This window comes from Bacillus sp. FSL R9-9497, assembly GCF_038005805.1.
Classification (GTDB): domain Bacteria; phylum Bacillota; class Bacilli; order Bacillales; family Bacillaceae_G; genus Bacillus_A; species Bacillus_A cereus.
Genome location: NZ_JBBOTY010000002.1, coordinates 263,985 through 283,874, shown reverse-complemented (window position 1 = coordinate 283,874; position 19,890 = coordinate 263,985). Strand labels below are relative to the sequence as shown.

Below are 19,890 nucleotides of genomic sequence, written 5' to 3'. Positions count from 1 at the left end.
TATTATATGAAACATACAGCAAAAGTAAAAATTGGTGATTGCGTTCAATTTTCTTATCGTAAGAATCCTTCCTTGCAATTAACTGGATATGTGGTAAGAGTTTTAACGAATACCATTGTTGTAGAGGTTTCAGATATGATGGAAGAGGAGTTAATTGATGCTAGACAGGTAGTAAAGCATGGGCGTTATCATAAGATAGCCCGTAAACAAGTAAAAAGTAAAGTTTCATGACAAACGCTCTTAAAGAAATCTAGAAGCAACTTTTCAAATGTCATATACTGTCTTGAATACATTTGTGTATTGGTATTTTTGTTCGTATTTTGTATACTAAATGTGAGTTTCCTTACAGTAGGCAATCTTTCAATTTCTATGACAGCCAACTAATCTGTTAATTATGTATGGTAGCAAATAAGCTCTTATGTCCACAGATATAAGAGCTTATTTGTATATGAATCACTCTTTTATGTACAATGAAAGAAAAACATCATATGAGATGGGAAGAGGAAAACCCATGTCCAACCAACAATTAGTGAATTTACGCATTGATTTTGCTTTTTAACAATTATTTGGTACAAGTGGAAATGAGGATATTCTCATTGCTTTTTTAAATGCTATATTACAGGATTCTTTAGAATCGCCCATTGTTTCGTTACAATTAGAAGATCCACACTTGCACCGAGAACACGAAGAGGATAAATTATCGATTTTAGATATTTCCGCTACATTAGATACAGGAACAAAGGTAAATGTAGAAATACAGTTGAATAACAATCATGACATGATTAAGAGAAGTTTATAGTACTGGGGAAGGCTATATACATCCAAATTACAAAAGGGAATGCCATATAGTTCTCTTCACAAAACCATTACGATTAATTTATTAAACTTTGTGATGTTTCCAGAATATGAAGCATTTCATACAATAGGAATCCTATGGAATCAACAGCAACAAAAGAAGTTAAGTGATGATATTGAAATTCATATAGTGGAAATTCCAAAATTAATGCAACAGTGGCGTAATGAACAAGTAAATCCTTGGGAAGATTCGTTTGTTCGCTGGTTGTTACTACTTCCAGCGAATGAAGATGAACGATTAACCCAGACATTGGGGGATATTGCGATGAACCAAGACCCGATTTTACAAAAATCTATGAACAAATGGGAACGTATGAGTCAAGATTCTTCTTTCCGACAAGCGTATGAAGTAAGGGAGAAAGCGTTGATGGATGAAGCTGCAAAGTTTGCTCATGCTCGTAATGAAGGAAAAAAAGAAGGGATTCAGCAAGGGAAAATACAAATAATTAACGGTATGCATGAACTAGGTGTACCAATTGAAACAATTGCTAAAGCAAGCAAGTTAAGTGTTGATGAGGTTGAACGTATTCTAGAAAAAAAGAATTAGTAAAAAAAGAAACGAAGTCAAATTGACTTCGTTTCTTTTTTATATGACTTTTTATTAGAGCAAAGTAACGATTATTACTTTTAGGGGGCTCGTCACATACCCACCAAGCTAAAATTTTGAAGTGCCCCCAAAACAAAAAAATTATTGTTTTACCGTGATTTATGAGAAGTCAACTCATTTTCTTCGTTTTGGGGAGCTACCAATTTCTTAAGTTGATGGCAATGGGGGTACTATCCTTTATTAAGGTTAATTTAAGTCTTTTGGAAATTAATTCTTTAAATTAGTTTAAGTACTTGCTATTATTTAGGGGAAATAAAGGGGGAGAAAATATACGATGAACATACGTAGAGCGACAGTAGAAGATGCAAGAGAAATAGTTGTGATAAAACAAAAGATTGTTGAAACTACAAACTTTTTTCTTCGATCACCTGAAGAGCCGCAAGAAAAGGCAGAAGATTATCAAAAAAAGATACAAACAGGACAAGAAAATGGAGGATTAACATTAGTAGTAGAATTTAATGATCAAGTCATCGGTTTTTTATCTTTTTCTAGATCTTCCTATATACGTTTACACCATGCCGGTTCATTTGGAATGGGGATCAAACCAGAATTTGGTAATGCGGGTATTGGAACAAAATTACTATCCCATTTTATTGAATGGGCAAAAGAACAAGAAGGATTAGAAAAGATATGTCTGGATGTATTTTCAAACAATGAACGGGCTATAAATTTATACAAGAGACTAGGATTTAGAGAAGAAGGTAGGCAAATAAACCAAATTAGGTTCAAAGATGGTTCTTATGCTGACATTATTTTAATGGCACTTTATATAAAAATACCGAGTAAATTCGCATACTAAGGGTGAGAATTTACTTGCAGTTTCCGTAATTTATGTTATACCCCAAAACCATGTATCCACAAGGTTATGTAATATCCATCCGATATGTATCCGAAATCATACTTGTTCACCAAATTGAGTTTTATCATAGGAGTCAAGTCACATGTCTGTCAACTTGGATTAGTACTAACGTTGCTATAATAAGGGAGAATGTAAATATTTTAAATAGTAGAGTTTTGACTTCCAGAACTTTTTTATGGAGTTACTTCAAAATCTTTGCTTGTTAACGATATGTTGATTCCTAATACCTGCATAATATTTAGTCATATTTCCTTATCTATATTAATTTCTTGAGAAACATTGCAACAGAATCGTTCTATGAATTAGATATATCATTTTTGTAACATGAGCGGTCATAGAATAGTACGGTAAAGATTAGGGTTAATGTTAAAGCATTCAATAGTTATACTGATAAGGAGGAAACTAATGAAAAAACTAACTTTTAACGATTTGAACTCGCCGGAAACTATGCGTAATCCCATTATGTTCTATAAAAACCTCATGGAGCAACAAGAGCGTTTCTTTCGCATTGATGACTTTTATGGCATGGGAGGGGCATGGGTTGCATTTCACTATGATGATGTGGTTGCAATTTTGAAAGATTCCCGTTTTATCAAAGATTTACGAAAATTCACACCGCCTCGTGATAAGCAGAATCCTATTGAGGAGAATACAGCAGTGAGTAAACTATTTGAATGGCTTATGAATATGCCGAATATGCTTACGGTAGATCCCCCTGATCATACTCGCCTACGTCGGCTAGTCTCTAAATCCTTCACACCACGTATGATTGAGGACCTTCGTCCTCGTATTCAGCAAATTGCCGACGAATTGTTGGATGTTGTACAGGAACAAGGAAAGATGGAAATTATTGCAGACTTTGCTTACCCACTACCCATTATAGTCATTTCAGAGATGCTTGGGATTCCCACCAATGATCGAAATCAGTTTCGCGCATGGACACAAGAACTGATGAACGCCTCAGTGGATCCTGGTCAAGGGACTGCAGTGACAGCAACACTTGAAAAGTTTATTAATTATATTGAAGTATTGTTTAACGAAAAACGCCTAAATCCTAGTGATGATTTAATAAGCGCGCTAGTTCAAGCAAAAGAACAAGAAGACAAGTTGAGTAAGAACGAGCTTCTTTCGACAATTTGGCTGCTCATTATCGCTGGACATGAAACGACAGTTAATCTAATTAGTAATGGCGTACTAGCGTTACTTCAACATCCTGAACAAATGAATTTACTAGGGCAAAATCCTTCTCTGCTGCCTTCCGCTGTCGACGAACTATTACGCTATGCTGGCCCAATTATGTTTAGTAGCCGTTTTGCTAGTGAAGATGTGACAATACATGGAAATAGGATTCGTAAAGGTGAATTAGTTCTACTCTCCCTGACTGCTGCAAATATTGATCCAAACATATTTCCTTATCCAGAGGAATTGAATATTTCACGGGAGGAGAATAACCATTTAGCCTTTGGGGCTGGTATACATCACTGTTTAGGAGCTCCGTTGGCGCGTTTAGAAGGACAAATTGCATTAGGCACTTTGTTAAAGCGGCTACCTAATCTTCGCCTAGCAATCGAAGCGGATCAATTGATTTATAACCATAGTAAAATTCGTTCCCTTGCAAAACTACCAGTTATTTTCTAACCTAAGGTCCGACATTAGTATCCATGGTGATTAAATTATTTATAGTTTTGGAATAAAGGTTGATTAAAAGTGCCTTATAAAACTTGATTTTAGTTAAAGATATCGCCACATTGTTATAAAACTAAAACTTTATAGTACCCCAAAACGATAAAATTAGCATCTCCAGGTGAAAATGTATAATTTTTTGTTTTGGGTATATTTAAATTTGTTAACTTGATGGGCATGGGGGCTCGCCACACATCCATCAACTTAAGAAAACAAATCAGCCCTAAAACGAAAAAATGAGCTTTTTTATTACAAATTAGCAAAAAATCTTGTTCTGGGGTAGTTGTATTTTTTTAGCTTGATAGCGGTGTGGTGCTACCCCTACGAGTGTTTTTCAGATATTCTGCTTGTGGGAGCAGCAATTCTAACACCAATCAGCAATAAGAGGGCATAGATATATATCCTCTAACTATTGATTAAAGGCGATGGATAACTTGCAATTTGTTAAGACAACCTATGGAAATGCTGCGAGCCAAACAGATTTAGCGAAATTAGGAAAATGTTTAAAAGCGTTAAGAATTGCTAGGGATACAATAGGCGAGGCGCGTAGTGAATTATCCACTTACGAATAATTATCATAAAAACCAATTAGTATTACATAACATCCTCAGAAGTATATATGAAGTTTAGCGTTTTCTTTGTAGTTAAGGAAACAGTAATCTCAAAGATTTCAATTCTAATGTTTGGTACATGCAAGAGGATAGCAAGGAATGGAAGGTAGGAAAGATCAACGCTGTTGAATACATGGACAAGGCTGGCATGAAGAAAGCGACATTTTACAAGAGAATGAGGGAATACGAGGAAATAAAATCCTTAAAATGATATAAAAAGATGTTTTGATTTTAGTGTTTGATATTGCAACCACAGTCATTAGATAGGATATAGTTGTCTGTGTAGCAACGGAACCAAAACTTACATTAAGTATTAGCGAATATTCATTTCATATATTAGTGGATATAAAAGACCGATTTTGAGTGTTATGATGTCCGCTAATGATACTTATAGGACATTCTGAAATCAAAAAACGAGAAGCGTGCGGTCAAAAATCATTTGTGTACCCAAAAATCTATATAATTTTAGTCATTTTCGCCGTTTTTAATGTCCGCTAATGCTTTATAGCGTGATTTGGTTCCATGTGTTACACAAAGGCTTAATTGTAGTATTGCATGCAGATGATACCGGAAAAACATCATTTAATCCGCTTGTTCATATGTGAGTAGTAACTAAAAATATTAACATGAAGTCAACAGGTGTTAAACGAAGAATAGATGAATTAGGGTGGATTGTTCTTCCGAAAGAGTTAAGAACAACGTTAGGAATTGTAGAAAAAAATCCTATGGAAATATTTGTAGAAGATGAAAAAATCATTTTACAAAAATACAAATCTTATGATGCTTGTGCAATAACTGGTGATATTTCAGAAAAAAATATATCATTAGCAAATGCTCAAATCGTTCTTAGTCCTGAAGGTGCTAAACTGTTAATTAAGGAAATCCAACAGCAATTAGTTAAGTAGATTCATTATTCTTAGTAAATTACATTAAAGCAAAAGACACCTTAATAGATGTCTTTTGCTTTAACTTGAACCAACATAATTCCATCAATACTACTTTTACAATAGCAAATATATTAGCAATCTTTCATATCATATTCATTTTAGTATAGATCAGACTGTTTTTTAAATCATTCGAATATTTTAAAATGTAAATTTAAAATTCCTACCTTAAAAGTGGTCCCGCCACATCGCTATCAAGCTAAGGTTTTGAAGTACCCCCTAAACGAAAATTTCTTTTCTCTACAGGCAGTTACTTTGAGAAGTCAGCTCATTTTTTTCGTTTTAGGGCGTTTATTTTTCTTAAGCTGATGGGCATGTATGGTGATCCACATAATACAAATAGAAATCAAGAAAATGCCAAAAAAGTTGGCATTTTCTTGATTTCTATTTATCTTTTCACAAAACATTTACCATATTCAACAAAATCACAATCTACATAAAAATAATTATTTCCAGACCAAATTTGAACTCGTTGCTTTGCGCTATCAAAAACATAATTATCATATCCTGGATATGCATCTCTAACCCATACATATTCAGTAGCTGCGCTGACAGGTAATGCGGATGTAACTAAAGCAGTTGCTAAAGCAATCCCTCCTATAGCTTTCTTGATTTTAGATTTCATCATAATTTATATCCCCCTTTATTTTTTGCTATTAAACTTTTAATGTTTAATAGATTACTATCAATATAACACTCTTCTGATAATTGTAAATATTTAGGTAGTTTATAAAAAATATGCAGAATATTACAAATGTATATATAATTACCATAAGGTAGTGCCCCTTAATATATAGAGGAGGGCGTTTATGAAATCTACGGGAGCCTATCTACATTAGGAAACTACTATTGATTAAAGGAACAAAGCATATAAAAAGACACTGTATAGTGTCTTTTTATATGTGGATATAGCTCTAAAGAAAATGTAGTGATTAATCAAAGAAACTTGGATGCTTATTAGTTAAACTTAGTATAATTTTAATATACATAAATTTTATTTTCCATTCGTTTCACCTGCATATCAAACTGAATTAAAACAATTTAATCATAATAACATGAAGTGTTCATATAATGGATGTTTTTTATTTTACAAAGAGAACCTGCAAACCTGCAGATTCTCCTGATAATGATTTATGGAGCAAGACCCGAAAATATAATACAATAATTCGAAAATGAGTTCAAGTAAATAAAAAGAACCCGCTGGAGTTCGGGTCCTTTCAGAAGTGATGATGTATTCTCGGCTTGGGAACTGAGAAAAACACAAAAATATAATACATCGAGTTTTAGAGAATTTCAATACTAAATTAGAGTAATTTCGGAGGAGGCTGAAGAATGGAGAATCAATGTGCGGTATTAGTGTAAAGAATTGATAAGCTAATTAAAACAGTTGCGGAACAACAAGACCAGATCAATAATTTATCGCGTGAAGTAGGAAATTTAAAGACTCATGTGAATTTTCTAGAAGTGCAGGTGAAATAAAGATGAAACTAAATAAACAAGAACAAACAGTTGTTGTCGGTCATTTAATCAACAAAGTTATTGGGGGTGGAATTAGTTAAACAACACATTGAGCCACAGAAATTAGAGAAGGCTATAGTTTTACATACAATGCTGTAACACATGGTTTCTTCCATAAATATTTTCCAGAAGATGTAGCTGATTTAGCTGCTGAGATCATAGATAAGAATCCGATTGATATATTATGGGAAAACATAACGATTCAATATACGGCTATTATCAGGGCACAGCAATTAATGTTCGTTAAATATCAAGAAGATACGACGAAAGAACTACGTAAGAATAAAGTTACTGAGAGTGGATTCGAAGAAGAATGGAAAATTCAATTCGGTTGGGACAAACATGCTACTTTTTTAAAGCCCAATCAAGGGCGATGAGCACATTATCTTCTCTTATTAGGGGTACCACCCCATCGCTATCAAGCTAAGAAAATACAACTACCCCCAGAACAAGATTTTGTGCTAATTTGTAATAAAAAAGCTCATTTTTTCGTTTTGGGGATACCTTAAAATTTTAAGTTGATGGGCATGGGATCCCGCCCACATTTTAACGAAAATATACGCTAAGCAAATTCCAACATAAAGCGAGCCGAATTTTCTACTCTTAAGAAAAATTTCGGTTCGTTTTATGGTTTCATGACAAGTTGTTTACTGAACAATAAAGTTCTTTATTGGAACAGGCTACTTTCTTCAACAATCGGGCCAGATTGTTGAAGAAGAAATATAATAAAAATGCTTATGATTGTTTTATTAAACGAATTAAACCGCAAAAAACAAGAAGAATTCCCCCCCCCCTTTACTAGTACACTAAATCCTATAAAGGGGGGAGATCATGAACAATAAAGCCATTGGATTATTTCAAGGAATTGCGTTATACATTTCAGCTATTCTAGGATCAGGTGTCCTTTTTTTATCGGGGGTAACGGCCTCAATAGCGGGCCCTGCATCTATTGTATCCTGGTTTATCGTTATTATAATTAGTTTTCCGCTTGCTTATTCCTTTGCTAGTTTGGCACGGATATATCCTGATTCCGGTGGAGCAGCAACCTTTGTTAGAAATTCTTTTGGATATCATCTTGGCAATATCGTTGGGTGGTTTTACTTTGTAACAGCAGCAGTTGGTCAAACGATTGTATCTTTAACTGGTGCTTTTTACGTCAGTCAGGCATTTGGATTTTCGCATTTTGAAACAATTTTAATTGCCGTCTTTATTTTGGTAATTGCAGGTGTTTCCAATTATTACGGCGTAAATGTTAGTGGTAAAGTTGCATTGATTTTAAGTTCCTTATTACTGATTCTTTTAGCGTCAGCTGTATTTGTGGCGTTTCCAAGAATACAATGGGGAAATTTTACTCCCTTTGTTCCAAATGGATGGTTTTCTGTCGGGAACGCTATAACGGTTATCTTTTGGTCATTTTTCGGTTGGGAGGCGATTTGTAATCTGGCTGAGCACTTTAAAAGGCCAGAAAAAGATATTGTCAAAGGAGCAGTTATTAGTGCAGTTGTCATTGGATTATTATTTTTAGCGCTAAGCCTTGTCACTATTGGAACGGCCACGTATGGCAGTCAAGAAAGCAACCTGTCTCCTATTGGTGTTATAATGGGAGATACAGTAGGCGGAGGTGCCAAAGTCGTTACAGCTGTTTTAGCTTTAATTATTTGTACAGGGACAGCGAATGCTTTTGTAGCCAGCCTAACGCAATTAGGATATTCATTAAGCAGAGATGGTGATTTCCCAAAATTTTTCTCAAGGCTGCATGCAACTACTCAAATTCCAAGACAGATGGTATTGTTTGTTATCTGTTTTTCGGTAGCAGGTGTGTTAGTGACAAAAGCTTTGTCACTAACGTTTGATGATATTTTGTTTATACCGACTTCTCTTGGGATTCTAGTTTATGTTCTTTCAATGGCAGCAGGCGTTAAATTATTTAGGAAGAACACACGGGCATGGTGGGCATCGTTAATCTCTTTCATTTTATGTTTGCTGGTGATTCCATTTTTTCAATTGTATATATTTGTTCCGTTAATTGTCGTGGCTATATATGCGATTTATATGATTTTGAGTAATAAGATTTTCGCCTACAAGGGAGGGTTAAATTCTAATGAAGGATCAAAATAACCTTTCCAGAGATACCATGTGGAAAGCAACAGTATCATGTGATTCAGCGTATGACGGGATATTCTTTTACGCAGTCAAGACAACTGGAATTTTCTGCCGGCCTTCTTGCAAGTCTAAGGTTCCTAATTATGAAAATGTATCCTTTTTTTCAAATGCGCACGAAGCTCAAAGGGCAGGCTATCGTCCATGCAAAAGATGCCGATCAGATCTAAATATAAAAATATACGACCCGTTCGAATGCGTTTTGGAAGATACTATGCGATTGATAAAAAATAATTATGTTCAAAACATGTCTTTAAATGAAATTGCATCAAGGGTAGGAGTTAGTCGTTTTCATTTAAATCGGATTTTCAAAGAAAGAACAGGGTATACTCCTCGAATATATTTAGAAAGGATCAGAGTTAAGAAAGCAAAGGAACTTCTCTTGACAACGGTCTTTAATAGTACAGAGATTGGTTATCAAACAGGCTATCAAAGTGTATCTAGCTTTTATAATGCATTTAAAAGAAATACAGGATTTTCACCGAGTCAATTCCGTGCTTTCCATAGTGGAAATACCGTAAACCAAGAACTTGACTGAATTCACGTTCTTTAACAAAAGATAACATGAATTAACAAGAGTGCTTTGTACTCATCGTATTTTTTGATAAATCATTACTGATTGATTAAAAGTAAGCAACTTTGTATTGAACAATAATAAGCCATTTTTTCTCTGTTATAGAATTGTAAGCTTTTTAATTCAATCCTCAACAAACGGGCAGGATTATTGAACAAGTTTTATGAACTTTAGTGGTAGCATCATTAGTGAAATGCTTTATAACAACTAATTAAGGAGGGATAGAATATGAGAAATAACTTTCAAATCGTTGCGTTACAAGAGAAGGAGTTTAATAACCTATTTCTAATGAACGAAGAAGTATTAAAAAGTATCGGGGCAGTCAAAATAATAGCAAATAAAAATCCTGGATATCCTTGCAGGATAAGTTTGAAGGATGCAGAGGTAGGAGAAGAGGTAATTTTACTGAATTATCAATATCATAGTGTTAATTCGCCTTATAAAGCAAGTGGTCCTATATTTATACGAAAGGGAGCAACTACTGCTAAGCTAGATGTAAATGAAATTCCGCATATGTTACATCATAGGTATCTATCTGTACGCGGCTACAATGCTGACTCAATGATTGTAGAAGCAAGGGTTACAGAAGGTGTAAATTTAAGAGAAAATATAGATGAAATTTTTGATAATAAAGAAGTAGAATATATTCACATTCTTAACGCTAAACCAGGATGCTATAACTGCCTTGTTAATAGAGTGTGAAAAAATTGAAAATGCAAACTTCTATTATCCTATAAGGGGTACCACCAATCGCTATCAAGCTAATTCAACAAAATCCCCCCTAAAATGAAAAAATACGCTATTCTTTTTGTAGAATCATAGGAAAGGATGGCGTTTTTGTATGTCTATTTCTGTATCTGATGAATTACAACTATTTGCTCAAGAGATTCAAAGTTTTTTATCTCCAAATACCTTACGGGATCTTGCTAGAGATGTTGGTTTCGTACAACGAACCAGTAAATACCAAGCAAAAGATTTAGTCGCTTTATGTATATGGATGAGTCAAAATATCGCTACAACCTCTTTAGCCCAGTTATCTAGCTGTTTAGAAGCATCCACAGAAGTACTCATCAGTCCGGAAGGACTGAATCAAAGGTTTAATAAATCAGCCGTTCAATTTTTACAACATATATTAGCTGAACTACTAAACCAAAAATTAGCCTCATCTATGCCGATTTCTTCTCCATATACTTCTAATTTCAAATGTATTCGTATTTTAGATTCAACTTGAGTATGATTTATTAAGTGGACAATTCCTTCATATTCATACAGGACCAGGTAAACAACATGATCGAACCTACGGTTCCCTGTGTGTCCCAACTGTAATAGCGAATGATTTATCTATCTGAGATTTAGGCTATTTTCATTTGAAAGATTTTCAACATTTACAAGATCAAAAGGCTTATTATATCTCACGTATCAAATCGAATACACGTATTTATCAAAAAATCCTATCCTAATTATTTTTAAGATGGAAGACTTAGGGGTAGCATCACATCGCTATCAAGCTAAGAAAATACAACTTCTCCCGGAATGTAAATTTTATCCATTGTTGAATACTGATAAGATGGTTATGTTAACTGAAGGCAATAGATTTATATAAAAAGGATATTGTAATCGACTTAGCTCGTGAAGAGAAAAAATAAAGTATATGATAAAAAACGCAAACCCCTAATCAAAAGAGGCTTGCGTTTTATTAACTAACGTTTTTCCACTTTTCCTCATTAACCAATAGAAAGCAGACAATTTTTTCGTTTTGGGGTGTTATAAAATCCTTAAGTTGATGGGCATGTATGATGACCACTAACAGGGGTCACTAACAGACCATTTGAAATGAAAAATTACTAAGTAAAAAAACTAGCGGTTTCTAATTGCGTTTCCTCTTTTTTATTTCAAATCAAGATTCTTAACAGTTTTTAAAGTGAATTACATGCATTCAAAGTTAATTGTATGGTTAAAAAGATTGATTAACAGGTTGATATATAGTAGCTAAAGTTTGCACTTCTGATTCTGGAGCTGTAGATAATGGATAATACCCTTTTTTGACCATATATTGCCATACATCGTATGCATGTCTACCACTATTTAAGAATGCATTTTCTAAGAATGTTCTTAAGTTAGGGTTTGCGCATTCTAATACAGAACCAGCATAATTTAAAGCTGCTGACTTTTGATTTAATAAGTATCCAGTTGCAATTGCTCGGTCATTAGGTGGTGCTCCGCTTACATCCGGAGTAACAGGCGGCAATTCTTCAACAGGTGTTCTTAAGTAAGAAGATAGTACAGGTGTTAACTTAGATGGCTGAAATTTTTCAATATTTGGTTCACTTAGACTCTGTACGAATTCAACTTTTAAATTATAATCCTGCACATGTAATGGAAAATGTTGTTGCAATAATTGTTTTAATTCGGGATCTTGTGCCTGCTGAATGTATGTACTCATCGTATTAATTGTATTGTAACAACCAGCAATTAATTCACTTAAATCACGTAATTCATGTGTAGCTAATTGCATATTTTATTCCTCCTTTTTCATATCAATTCTATGTTTTACTAAAACAATAGAAATTATGATTAAAACAAAAATAAATTTTTATGAATACATATTTTTCATAAATTTAAATTGATAGTAAAAAATCTTAGATTGATAATGATGTGCTCCTAAGGAAACTTGTAGTCTAAATAATAGCCATTCTCATGCGTTATTGAAGTGATTTATAAATGGGGTCGCACCACACATCCATCAACCTAACAGCACAGGTTGCCCCCAAAACGATAAAAATGAACTTCATTGCTATAAAAGACTCTAATTTTTCGTTTTGGGGGCATTATAAAATTTTAACTTGATGGTGATGGGGTACCGCCAGCATTTCGGAAAAAACCATGCTAAGAGCATGCAAGATTTTATACATTTTTTCGGCTCATTTAGTAACAAAGGAGAACCTGAAAACCGCACCATGATAGAAATGTATAAAAATATGAATAGGGTATAGAAAAAGGTGAATTCCTCTTGAAAGTAGGGGTTCGCCTTTTTCTTTGCTACCGATAATAGGACGTTATGTTAACTTAACTTGTATACAATATACAAATCAAATTATAAAACATATTAGTTCTTCTAAATGGTACAATAAGGAAAAAAGGGGGTTCTAAATAATGCCTTTAGAAACGACTATTTCTTGCATCATTATTGCAATAATCATTGGTGCACTATTTGGAGGAATTATACGTATAATTCAGCGTAACAGTAATCAAAAGAAACAAAATCAAGTTGAGCAAAAATTAGATAGAGTTATTCAACTGTTAGAAAAACAAAACAAAGATTGACCTTACCTCCAAACAGAAGTGGTTTGCTATAAAAATCATTAATAGGAGCTAAAACATGAATTTTACAGAGAAAGAAATTAAGAAAACCAAACAAAAAGTGTTAATTATATTATTTTGTATAGCTGGTTTGTTCGTATACGGAGTTTATTGGGCATTCTTCAGTATGGATCGACTACCTACAGGTGAAAAGATTGCTGAAAAACAATCTCCTGACGGAACATATACATTTAAAGCTTATGTAACAAATGGCGGAGCAACAACAAGTTTTGCTGTTAGGGGAGAGTTAGTATTTAATCATCGTGAATATTTCAAGACAAAGAATGTGTATTGGAATTACCGAGAAGATACGGCAAAGATTGTATGGAAAGACAATAATACAGTAATCATTAACGGACATACGTTAAATGTTCCTGAGGATACATACGATTTCAGAAACGAATAACTATAGACTTACAGATACATTGACTACCATTAACGAATTTTATGTAAATTAGCCTCTCTTGTAAGAGCTAGTTTTTTCTTAGTGTGGATTTTTTCCAAAATGCTGGCGATATCCCCACAAGGCTATTAAAAAAGGGCTGATATGAATATCAAACCCTTTTGATTATGTATGATTATTTCACTGCTTCTTTTAATTCTTTTCCAGCTTTAAAAGCAGATGCCTTTGAAGCGGCGATTTGCATTTCTTCACCAGTTTGTGGGTTACGTCCTGTACGTGCAGATCGTTCACGTACTTCAAATGTACCAAAACCAAGAATTTGTACTTTTTCTCCATTTGCTAGCGCACTTGTTATTGTATCTAAAACAGTTTGTGTTGCTGCAACTGGATCCTTTTGTATAAGTTCCGTTTTTTCTTCTACTACTTTTGTTAATTCTGTCTTATTTATTTTTTGCACCTCTTCATATGTAATTAGGTGACTATTATAATGTGTGTATAATATTATGCATAGAAAAAGTACTAGCAAGAGATAAGGGACAATTTCTGTATGGTAGTAAGAAGAAAAATCTGTTAATGAAACTTCAGGGTTTTAGCTTGATGGGCATAGGTTAGTGTCAAGAAAATGCGGATTTACAGCGTTAAAGAAATTTCAATATTAAAAAGCCTAACTTCTCAATTTAATATGAAGAAATTAGGCTTTTTTCATTTAGTGGTGAAACCCATTATCACATTTCGTTTCATGTGGCATAGGTCCGTCAAGGGAATCCAGAAAGGAAACGGTCTGTTTGAGGTTCCTCAAAAATAAATGTGCAAGATCCATGGAAAATCCATTTCGAACCACAACGCGCATAATCGTCACCGCTTCCATATCTGGAGGCAATGGGTAGGCAGGTACTTGCCAGCCGAACACACGCAATTGTCGAGATAAATCATAAAGATTCCAATTTGATGTGTAACCTTCTTTTAGTCGCCAAGCGAAAACCGGAATATCCGAACCATCGGACAAAAGTTCGAACGGTTCCATCTTCTGAATGGCTTTGCTAAGAAAAAGAGCGACTTTCTGGGAAGCCCTTTGTACATCATAGTACCCACTTTTTCCTAAACGCAGGTAATTGTAATATTGTAGGAGCACTTGTGCACCAGGACGAGAGAAATTCAGGGCAAAGGTCGGCATGTTCCCGCCTAAATAGGAGACACGGAAGATTAGATCCTCAGGGAGATCTTCAGCTTCCCGCCAAATTATCCAACCCAATCCAGGATAGACTAATCCATATTTATGTCCGGATACATTGATGGACTTCACCCTCGGTAATTGAAAATCCCAGACTAAATCTGGTTGAAGAAACGGTGCTATAAATCCTCCCGAAGCTGCATCCACATGCATGGGAATGTCAAGACCCGTCCTCGCCTGTAAATCATCCAACGCTTTCGCAATTGCGGCAACCGGTTCGTAAAGACCGGTATAAGTTTCACCGAGAATCGGTACCACACCAATCGTATTTTCATCCACGGCTGCGAGGACTCCCTGAGGATCCAATTGGGGATGTTCTGGGCTAATCTTCACATAGCGTGGTTCAACCTCCCAATAATTCGCGAATTTTTCCCAAACGACCTGAACAGCGGAACTAAACACAATATTGGGACGATCCACTGGCTTCCCTTCGTTTTTACGTGCATTTTGCCAGCGTCGCTTTAAAGCAAGTCCACCGAGCATACATGCTTCCGACGATCCAGTTGTTGAAACGCCCATAGTCGTAAGGGGGCTGGGCGAATGCCAGAGGTTGGCTAAGATGCGGACACACCGCTCCTCAATTTCAGCTGTCTGTGGATATTCGTCCTTGTCAATCATGTTCTTGTTGAATGATTTTGCATATAATTGCTCTGCGGCAGGATCCATCCATGTGCTAACGAATGTTGCAAGATTCAGGCGGGCGTTTCCATCAAGAGCAATTTCATCATGGACGATTTGATATGCTGTTTCTGGTAACATACCTTTATCAGGAATATGAAAGCGCGGAACGACGGATTCTCCTTCGCGGGCAAACAGAGGATTTACAGAAAATTCGTGAGGCAGCTCTTTTTGCATGTGACGCGGTAGAGATTTTGAATTATCTGGCATAATCTCTTTGTTTTTATATGCATCCTTTTGAACTTCTGCTTTTCGATCCTGTGGCATACAAGTCCCCCTTAATTAATTTTTTAACAAACATATTATTTACAAAAACTCATTTGTTAAACCAAGGGACAATTCTATTAAATGATTCACCATACTACCTACTTTAGCTTGGTTTTCGCAACTTCGGTAAGTGTGGGGCGATAGAACGTTGAAGATTTTACGGTTGCAACGTTTTTCTGCAACCAACCTCATATCCTCAGTTTTCGAAGAGCAATCTGTACAAGTAAATGATAGCAAACATGTTGGCCTATGCCAACTGACATGAATCTCCCACGTACTCACTTCGCGTTCCTTAAGGAAGGAGTCTTCTTGGCTAAAATGATAAATTATAAAAATATAGGTATAGGTAAATAGAGAAGAATATATCATTCTTTAAGAATGATATATATTTAAAGTTAATTAACTATAAGAAAAAGAATTTCATATTACAACTAATATAATTAATTTACTTTACCTATGTGATGAAAAGAACAGTTGTAGAAAAATTAAACAATCATTTGTTAAAACATTTTTAGTTATGAATTAATGTGTGGGGATTATAGAGTTTTTTAGTTTTCTATTTAATAAATCTCTCATTTAATATATAAATTTTATACAACAATGAAAAAAGCATCTGCTATGGATACTTCCTCTAAAAATTTATCTCTACAAGTTCCTCTTAAGGATTTTTCTTCCTGAAAAGTAATTAACTTTTAAACTTTTTCTAATATTCGAAACCACTATTTGTAATCCAATCCATATTTTATTGATACCAATGTAGTTACAGGTATGTTAAAATTCACTTGAAACATTGCTTTTGGGAATACAATTGCTATCATAAACGCAATTTATTTTCTACAAACTGATTGGGTTTTAACCCAAATCGCGGTTTTATTCCGCAGTCCTTAATAAATTGTTAAGGACCTTTTTTATTTGTCTTTTAGCTGCGAAAAAATAAAATTTGCAAAGATATAAACTTTTCATAATGGGGGTATTTCATAACTTTATTTTGATAGCGATCTGCTGAGACTCCTTTTTATATGGATATAACAATGATATGGTTAATTTTTATTCATAAAAAAACAAAAAAAGAAGAGGGATATCTCCCTCTCCACCAACAAAATCAAACATATTTACAATTAAGGAAGGGCATACATTCATCAAGTGATGAAAGGAACAATAATAGTTCACCTAGTGAATTATAACATAAAACAACTCCTATTAATAGGTAATATTACCATTAATGTAATTTATGTGACAAATTCGTTAAATATCTTAATATTAAAAGGCTTTATATGTATGTAAATGGAATGTGGATAGTGTAGGGATAAAATATAAGGGGGATATATATGATGTTTAACAAAAAACAAAAATTAGTAACAACGGTAACAGCTTTAACATTAGGATGTGGATTTACTTTTGGATTAACACCAGCCTTTGCAGATTCTACTAAGATTTCCGCAAACAATACTCCTGTTCATTCTATTCAAAACCAAGAACAAGAACCTTTTACTGGATATGTCATTTCAATAGATAACAATTATTTAGTGGTTGCTGCTACTTCTACAAAAGATGAAGCACTTACTTATCAATATGATTGGTGGGATCTAGTTTCCCAGAACAAAATTTTAAGAGTTCCTGTTTCAGATAGTGAAAACTACACATTAGGTGAAAAATTAAACGTATATGCAGTTGGGTGGACTGCATCATTACCACCAATTGCTGTTATGCCTACAATCGAAAAATTAACCCAATAGGTAATAGTGCTTACAATAATAAAGGGCATCGTTCTAATTAGAATGGTGCCCTTTATTTAATAACAATTCAAACGTGATCACTCAAATCTATTATATTTGAAAATTACAGTGTCAACTTATATAAAAAGCATTGGTACATATGACAGCACTATTTGACGGGGTACTTTGTGTTATTTCTTAATCATTTCACGTTTGAATTTCAACGCAAACTTATAGGGATTCTTAGCAAATAAATGAATACTATCCGTAATATCCATGAAGAATTCGTTGATAAAATATTGGTGAAAATTCTCAATAGGAACGTACTGCAAAGCTAGCTTTGTTATGTAATTAGAGTATTTCGAATAATTTTATTTCGAGTGATTTTACTATGATATTCAATACTTCCTAACCGTATATTAATTTATTTTGATATAATAAAATTATAAGATTGATCTTTGAAATACATATCATAAATCTATTAGTTAGTAAAAAAGACTAAATCTTTCTACCTCATTTTTATTATATAAAAGACAGTAAATATCTGCTTTTAAAAATGGTCTAAGCATAAAGAACTACCATAATAGGACAAAAGGTGATAATTTCGGAAAAGTGGTAAATAGCCTGAAGAAAGTAAAGGAGAAGTTGAAGGACAACAAGAAAGATTTTAACACAAGGAGTGGAGCAAACAGAGAAGAATCAAACAGATAAGGACAACCCTTATTTGAACGATAAGAAGCGCCAACAAATTAACGAATTGTACAATTCTAGGGATGAGATTGAAAGTAGAATGAAATAGTATAATTCGGTTAGAAGGCTCTCACATCAATTGTAAGAGCTTTTTCTATTATAGGTATAAACATACATTAGTAGAATTATAGAAATGCTTATACTTATCAGGTATTTGCAATTTGGAGTATTGCCACATCACTATTTCGCTAAAATTTTACAGAATTTAAAATAGAAAAATTGTAGATTTTCAACTTTAGATGTTAATTTTCTTGTTTTGGAGTATTTGCTTTTATTAGCTTGATAGCGATGTGGCTCTACCTCTTTGTACACAATGAAAGTATTTCTTCCACAAGAATCTAAGGCACTAAAACAAACAAAAGTTTTTTCATTTATTTACAAAAAATTCAGTTAATGGTTTTTTATTCCTTTTAATGTATATATCTATTAAATTCAGTTGTTTATATGCATTTATAATAGTTTTATTTGCATATTTATTAATTTTTAGACTGTTAGAACTTTATTTTTTTTCAATTAAATCATTTGCCTCTTCTGTATAAGGAATATATACTTTGAGGTGTAAGGATTAATACCTTATAAAAAATTTAAAGGAGGTTTTTTTATGAAAAAAATGAAAAAGTTAGTGAACATTGCTTTAGCCGGAACTATCGGTTTAGGAGGTTTGGGAGCGTTTGCGCCAACAGATGCAAGTGCAGCTGAGGTCTCTCCTGCTAAAACTAATATTCCTACTAATCTATCTACTGAATTACCTACTAATTTTGTAGAGTCTAAGTTACCAAATGCAGCAAAAGCTAGTGCCAATTTAGATGTAAGTATAGATGTATTAGGTATCGCTAATTTGATTAGGAATGCTATTAATAGTCAAACTAATCGTTCAGGATTTGTAAAAGGTGTAATGGAATCAACATTTTATTCTGCAGGTCAACGTTATAATGTTATGGTTTTTAACTTAAACCAAAACTATGAGGATCGTTTTAACGGTGTTAAATTCTTTGGAACAACAGTATATGATGGAATCACTTTTGGAATTTGGGTATTTGAGGATGGGGAATTCACGAATAAAGGTGATGGTGGATGGATTAACTGGGCATTTAGAGGTTGGTTCGATCGTGATGGTGGCCATGTTAAATTTTATCGCCCATAAAAATAAACCACAAAATCAGCCAATTTTGCGGTTTATTAAATAAAAAGTATTATCTAAGCCTAGGAGATCATATTCTAAAATCAACTCCTAGTAAAAACAGTATAGTTGATATTTGTTAAAAAGAAAAGCACTCTCGGGAGTGTTTTTCTTTTTTTATTTAAAAATTAAGATTTTTAGGAATGGAAACAACAAACCCTTTATCTTCTTTATTGACGTAATAAGCTGTAAATAAACAATAAGATTGTTAGTATTTTTTATCATTTTAGTTAAGGAGGCTCCTTCCTCAAGGAGCGTGAAGCGTTCAATTGTATATAAACCCATTTATGGTCAATTAATATTAGAGCATATAAAAAGACACTATGTATAATATAGTGTCTTTTTATAAGTTGACTTATTCTGAAAGAAAATGTAGTGATTAATAATAATTTGTTGGATACTTCTTGGTTAATTATATGATAACACTATCATATAAAAATGTAAATGTATTTATGTATATATATAATTTTATCATATATTAGATGCGTTTGAATT

General features: G+C 33.7%; 16 protein-coding genes and 4 pseudogenes. 15 read left to right on the top strand and 5 right to left on the bottom strand.

Features of this window, described 5'->3' with window-relative positions:
• Nucleotides 1-6: 6 nt before the first annotated feature.
• From MKY21_RS28875 to MKY21_RS28850, 6 genes and pseudogenes are all read left to right on the top strand, one after another.
• Nucleotides 7-231 (top strand): DUF2187 family protein, encoded by a 225-nt coding sequence (locus MKY21_RS28875; RefSeq protein ID WP_000683046.1) that lies wholly within the window; start codon nt 7-9, stop codon nt 229-231.
• 280 nt (nt 232-511) lie between these two features.
• A pseudogene (locus tag MKY21_RS28870) lies at nt 512-1,402 on the top strand (Rpn family recombination-promoting nuclease/putative transposase).
• A gap of 334 nt (nt 1,403-1,736) precedes the next feature.
• On the top strand, nt 1,737-2,261 hold the full coding sequence (locus MKY21_RS28865) for a GNAT family N-acetyltransferase (protein ID WP_088360979.1): 525 nt from the start codon (nt 1,737-1,739) through the stop codon (nt 2,259-2,261).
• Nucleotides 2,262-2,726: 465 nt separating this feature from the next.
• Nucleotides 2,727-3,959, top strand: coding sequence for a cytochrome P450 family protein (locus MKY21_RS28860; RefSeq protein ID WP_044585214.1), 1,233 nt, complete (start codon nt 2,727-2,729; stop codon nt 3,957-3,959).
• Nucleotides 3,960-4,438: 479 nt separating this feature from the next.
• Nucleotides 4,439-4,576, top strand: coding sequence for a hypothetical protein (locus MKY21_RS28855; protein ID WP_165851690.1), 138 nt, complete (start codon nt 4,439-4,441; stop codon nt 4,574-4,576).
• A gap of 665 nt (nt 4,577-5,241) precedes the next feature.
• Nucleotides 5,242-5,520, top strand: coding sequence for an AbrB/MazE/SpoVT family DNA-binding domain-containing protein (locus MKY21_RS28850; protein WP_341078201.1), 279 nt, complete (start codon nt 5,242-5,244; stop codon nt 5,518-5,520).
• A gap of 427 nt (nt 5,521-5,947) precedes the next feature.
• Here the strand turns inward: MKY21_RS28850 and MKY21_RS28845 are convergent, their stop codons facing one another.
• The gene (locus MKY21_RS28845; protein ID WP_000978065.1) at nt 5,948-6,187 is read right to left on the bottom strand and encodes a hypothetical protein; all 240 of its coding nucleotides are present in this window, start codon (nt 6,185-6,187) and stop codon (nt 5,948-5,950) included.
• A 976-nt stretch (nt 6,188-7,163) separates the two neighbouring features.
• Between MKY21_RS28845 and MKY21_RS28840 the strand changes: the two are divergent.
• The 5 genes and pseudogenes from MKY21_RS28840 to MKY21_RS28820 all read left to right on the top strand — a co-directional run.
• Nucleotides 7,164-7,474 (top strand): annotated as a pseudogene (locus MKY21_RS28840) (phage terminase small subunit); the annotation flags it as partial.
• A 434-nt stretch (nt 7,475-7,908) separates the two neighbouring features.
• Complete coding sequence (locus MKY21_RS28835) at nt 7,909-9,195, top strand: APC family permease (protein WP_341078198.1); 1,287 nt, start codon at nt 7,909-7,911, stop codon at nt 9,193-9,195.
• Entirely contained in the window at nt 9,179-9,775 is a 597-nt protein-coding gene (locus tag MKY21_RS28830) for a bifunctional transcriptional activator/DNA repair enzyme AdaA (RefSeq protein WP_000654819.1), read from the top strand. The genes MKY21_RS28835 and MKY21_RS28830 overlap by 17 nt, the downstream gene beginning before the upstream one ends.
• Before the next feature lie 264 nt (nt 9,776-10,039).
• Complete coding sequence (locus tag MKY21_RS28825) at nt 10,040-10,513, top strand: DUF1203 domain-containing protein (protein ID WP_001245414.1); 474 nt, start codon at nt 10,040-10,042, stop codon at nt 10,511-10,513.
• A gap of 139 nt (nt 10,514-10,652) precedes the next feature.
• A pseudogene (locus tag MKY21_RS28820) lies at nt 10,653-11,259 on the top strand (transposase); the annotation flags it as partial.
• A gap of 506 nt (nt 11,260-11,765) precedes the next feature.
• On the opposite strand, the gene MKY21_RS28815 reads toward MKY21_RS28820, so the two are convergent.
• Nucleotides 11,766-12,326 (bottom strand): spore coat protein, encoded by a 561-nt coding sequence (locus tag MKY21_RS28815; RefSeq protein WP_001175194.1) that lies wholly within the window; start codon nt 12,324-12,326, stop codon nt 11,766-11,768.
• Between the two features lie 638 nt (nt 12,327-12,964).
• Between MKY21_RS28815 and MKY21_RS28810 the strand changes: the two genes are divergently transcribed.
• Together MKY21_RS28810 and MKY21_RS28805 are read left to right on the top strand one after the other, a co-directional pair.
• A complete protein-coding gene (locus MKY21_RS28810; protein ID WP_001127871.1) occupies nt 12,965-13,135 on the top strand; it encodes a DUF4083 family protein in 171 nt (56 codons plus the stop codon).
• A 55-nt stretch (nt 13,136-13,190) separates the two neighbouring features.
• Nucleotides 13,191-13,577 carry a DUF5412 domain-containing protein gene (locus MKY21_RS28805; protein ID WP_001011829.1) on the top strand — a complete coding sequence of 129 codons (387 nt, stop codon included), beginning with the start codon at nt 13,191-13,193 and terminating at the stop codon, nt 13,575-13,577.
• Between the two features lie 172 nt (nt 13,578-13,749).
• Here MKY21_RS28805 and MKY21_RS28800 read toward each other — a convergent pair whose 3' ends face one another.
• Both MKY21_RS28800 and MKY21_RS28795 read right to left on the bottom strand, forming a co-directional pair.
• Complete coding sequence (locus tag MKY21_RS28800) at nt 13,750-14,022, bottom strand: HU family DNA-binding protein (protein WP_087948279.1); 273 nt, start codon at nt 14,020-14,022, stop codon at nt 13,750-13,752.
• A 258-nt stretch (nt 14,023-14,280) separates the two neighbouring features.
• The gene (locus tag MKY21_RS28795) at nt 14,281-15,750 is read right to left on the bottom strand and encodes a glutamate decarboxylase (protein ID WP_341078195.1); all 1,470 of its coding nucleotides are present in this window, start codon (nt 15,748-15,750) and stop codon (nt 14,281-14,283) included.
• 1,331 nt (nt 15,751-17,081) lie between these two features.
• Between MKY21_RS28795 and MKY21_RS28790 the strand changes: the two genes are divergently transcribed.
• Nucleotides 17,082-17,486, top strand: a complete 405-nt coding sequence (locus MKY21_RS28790; RefSeq protein ID WP_033685851.1) for a DUF3221 domain-containing protein — start codon at nt 17,082-17,084, stop codon at nt 17,484-17,486.
• A gap of 173 nt (nt 17,487-17,659) precedes the next feature.
• Here MKY21_RS28790 and MKY21_RS28785 read toward each other — a convergent pair.
• Nucleotides 17,660-17,833, bottom strand: a pseudogene (locus MKY21_RS28785) (DNA repair protein); the annotation flags it as partial.
• Between the two features lie 983 nt (nt 17,834-18,816).
• On the opposite strand from MKY21_RS28785, the gene MKY21_RS31270 reads away from it, so the two are divergent.
• Entirely contained in the window at nt 18,817-19,359 is a 543-nt protein-coding gene (locus MKY21_RS31270; protein ID WP_000738326.1) for a hypothetical protein, read from the top strand.
• Nucleotides 19,360-19,890: the final 531 nt, after the last annotated feature.

Bases quoted from the DNA above. Each gene is read 5' to 3' on its own strand.
- MKY21_RS28875 (WP_000683046.1), top strand. From the start codon at position 7: ATGAAACATACAGCAAAAGTAAAAATTGGTGATTGCGTTCAATTTTCT.
- MKY21_RS28850 (WP_341078201.1), top strand. From the start codon at position 5,242: ATGAAGTCAACAGGTGTTAAACGAAGAATAGATGAATTAGGGTGGATT.
- MKY21_RS31270 (WP_000738326.1), top strand. From the start codon at position 18,817: ATGAAAAAAATGAAAAAGTTAGTGAACATTGCTTTAGCCGGAACTATC.
- MKY21_RS28830 (WP_000654819.1), top strand. From the start codon at position 9,179: ATGAAGGATCAAAATAACCTTTCCAGAGATACCATGTGGAAAGCAACA.
- MKY21_RS28810 (WP_001127871.1), top strand. From the start codon at position 12,965: ATGCCTTTAGAAACGACTATTTCTTGCATCATTATTGCAATAATCATT.
- MKY21_RS28860 (WP_044585214.1), top strand. From the start codon at position 2,727: ATGAAAAAACTAACTTTTAACGATTTGAACTCGCCGGAAACTATGCGT.
- MKY21_RS28825 (WP_001245414.1), top strand. From the start codon at position 10,040: ATGAGAAATAACTTTCAAATCGTTGCGTTACAAGAGAAGGAGTTTAAT.
- MKY21_RS28865 (WP_088360979.1), top strand. From the start codon at position 1,737: ATGAACATACGTAGAGCGACAGTAGAAGATGCAAGAGAAATAGTTGTG.
- MKY21_RS28845 (WP_000978065.1), bottom strand. From the start codon at position 6,187: ATGATGAAATCTAAAATCAAGAAAGCTATAGGAGGGATTGCTTTAGCA.
- MKY21_RS28815 (WP_001175194.1), bottom strand. From the start codon at position 12,326: ATGCAATTAGCTACACATGAATTACGTGATTTAAGTGAATTAATTGCT.
- MKY21_RS28790 (WP_033685851.1), top strand. From the start codon at position 17,082: ATGTTTAACAAAAAACAAAAATTAGTAACAACGGTAACAGCTTTAACA.
- MKY21_RS28805 (WP_001011829.1), top strand. From the start codon at position 13,191: ATGAATTTTACAGAGAAAGAAATTAAGAAAACCAAACAAAAAGTGTTA.
- MKY21_RS28835 (WP_341078198.1), top strand. From the start codon at position 7,909: ATGAACAATAAAGCCATTGGATTATTTCAAGGAATTGCGTTATACATT.
- MKY21_RS28795 (WP_341078195.1), bottom strand. From the start codon at position 15,750: ATGCCACAGGATCGAAAAGCAGAAGTTCAAAAGGATGCATATAAAAAC.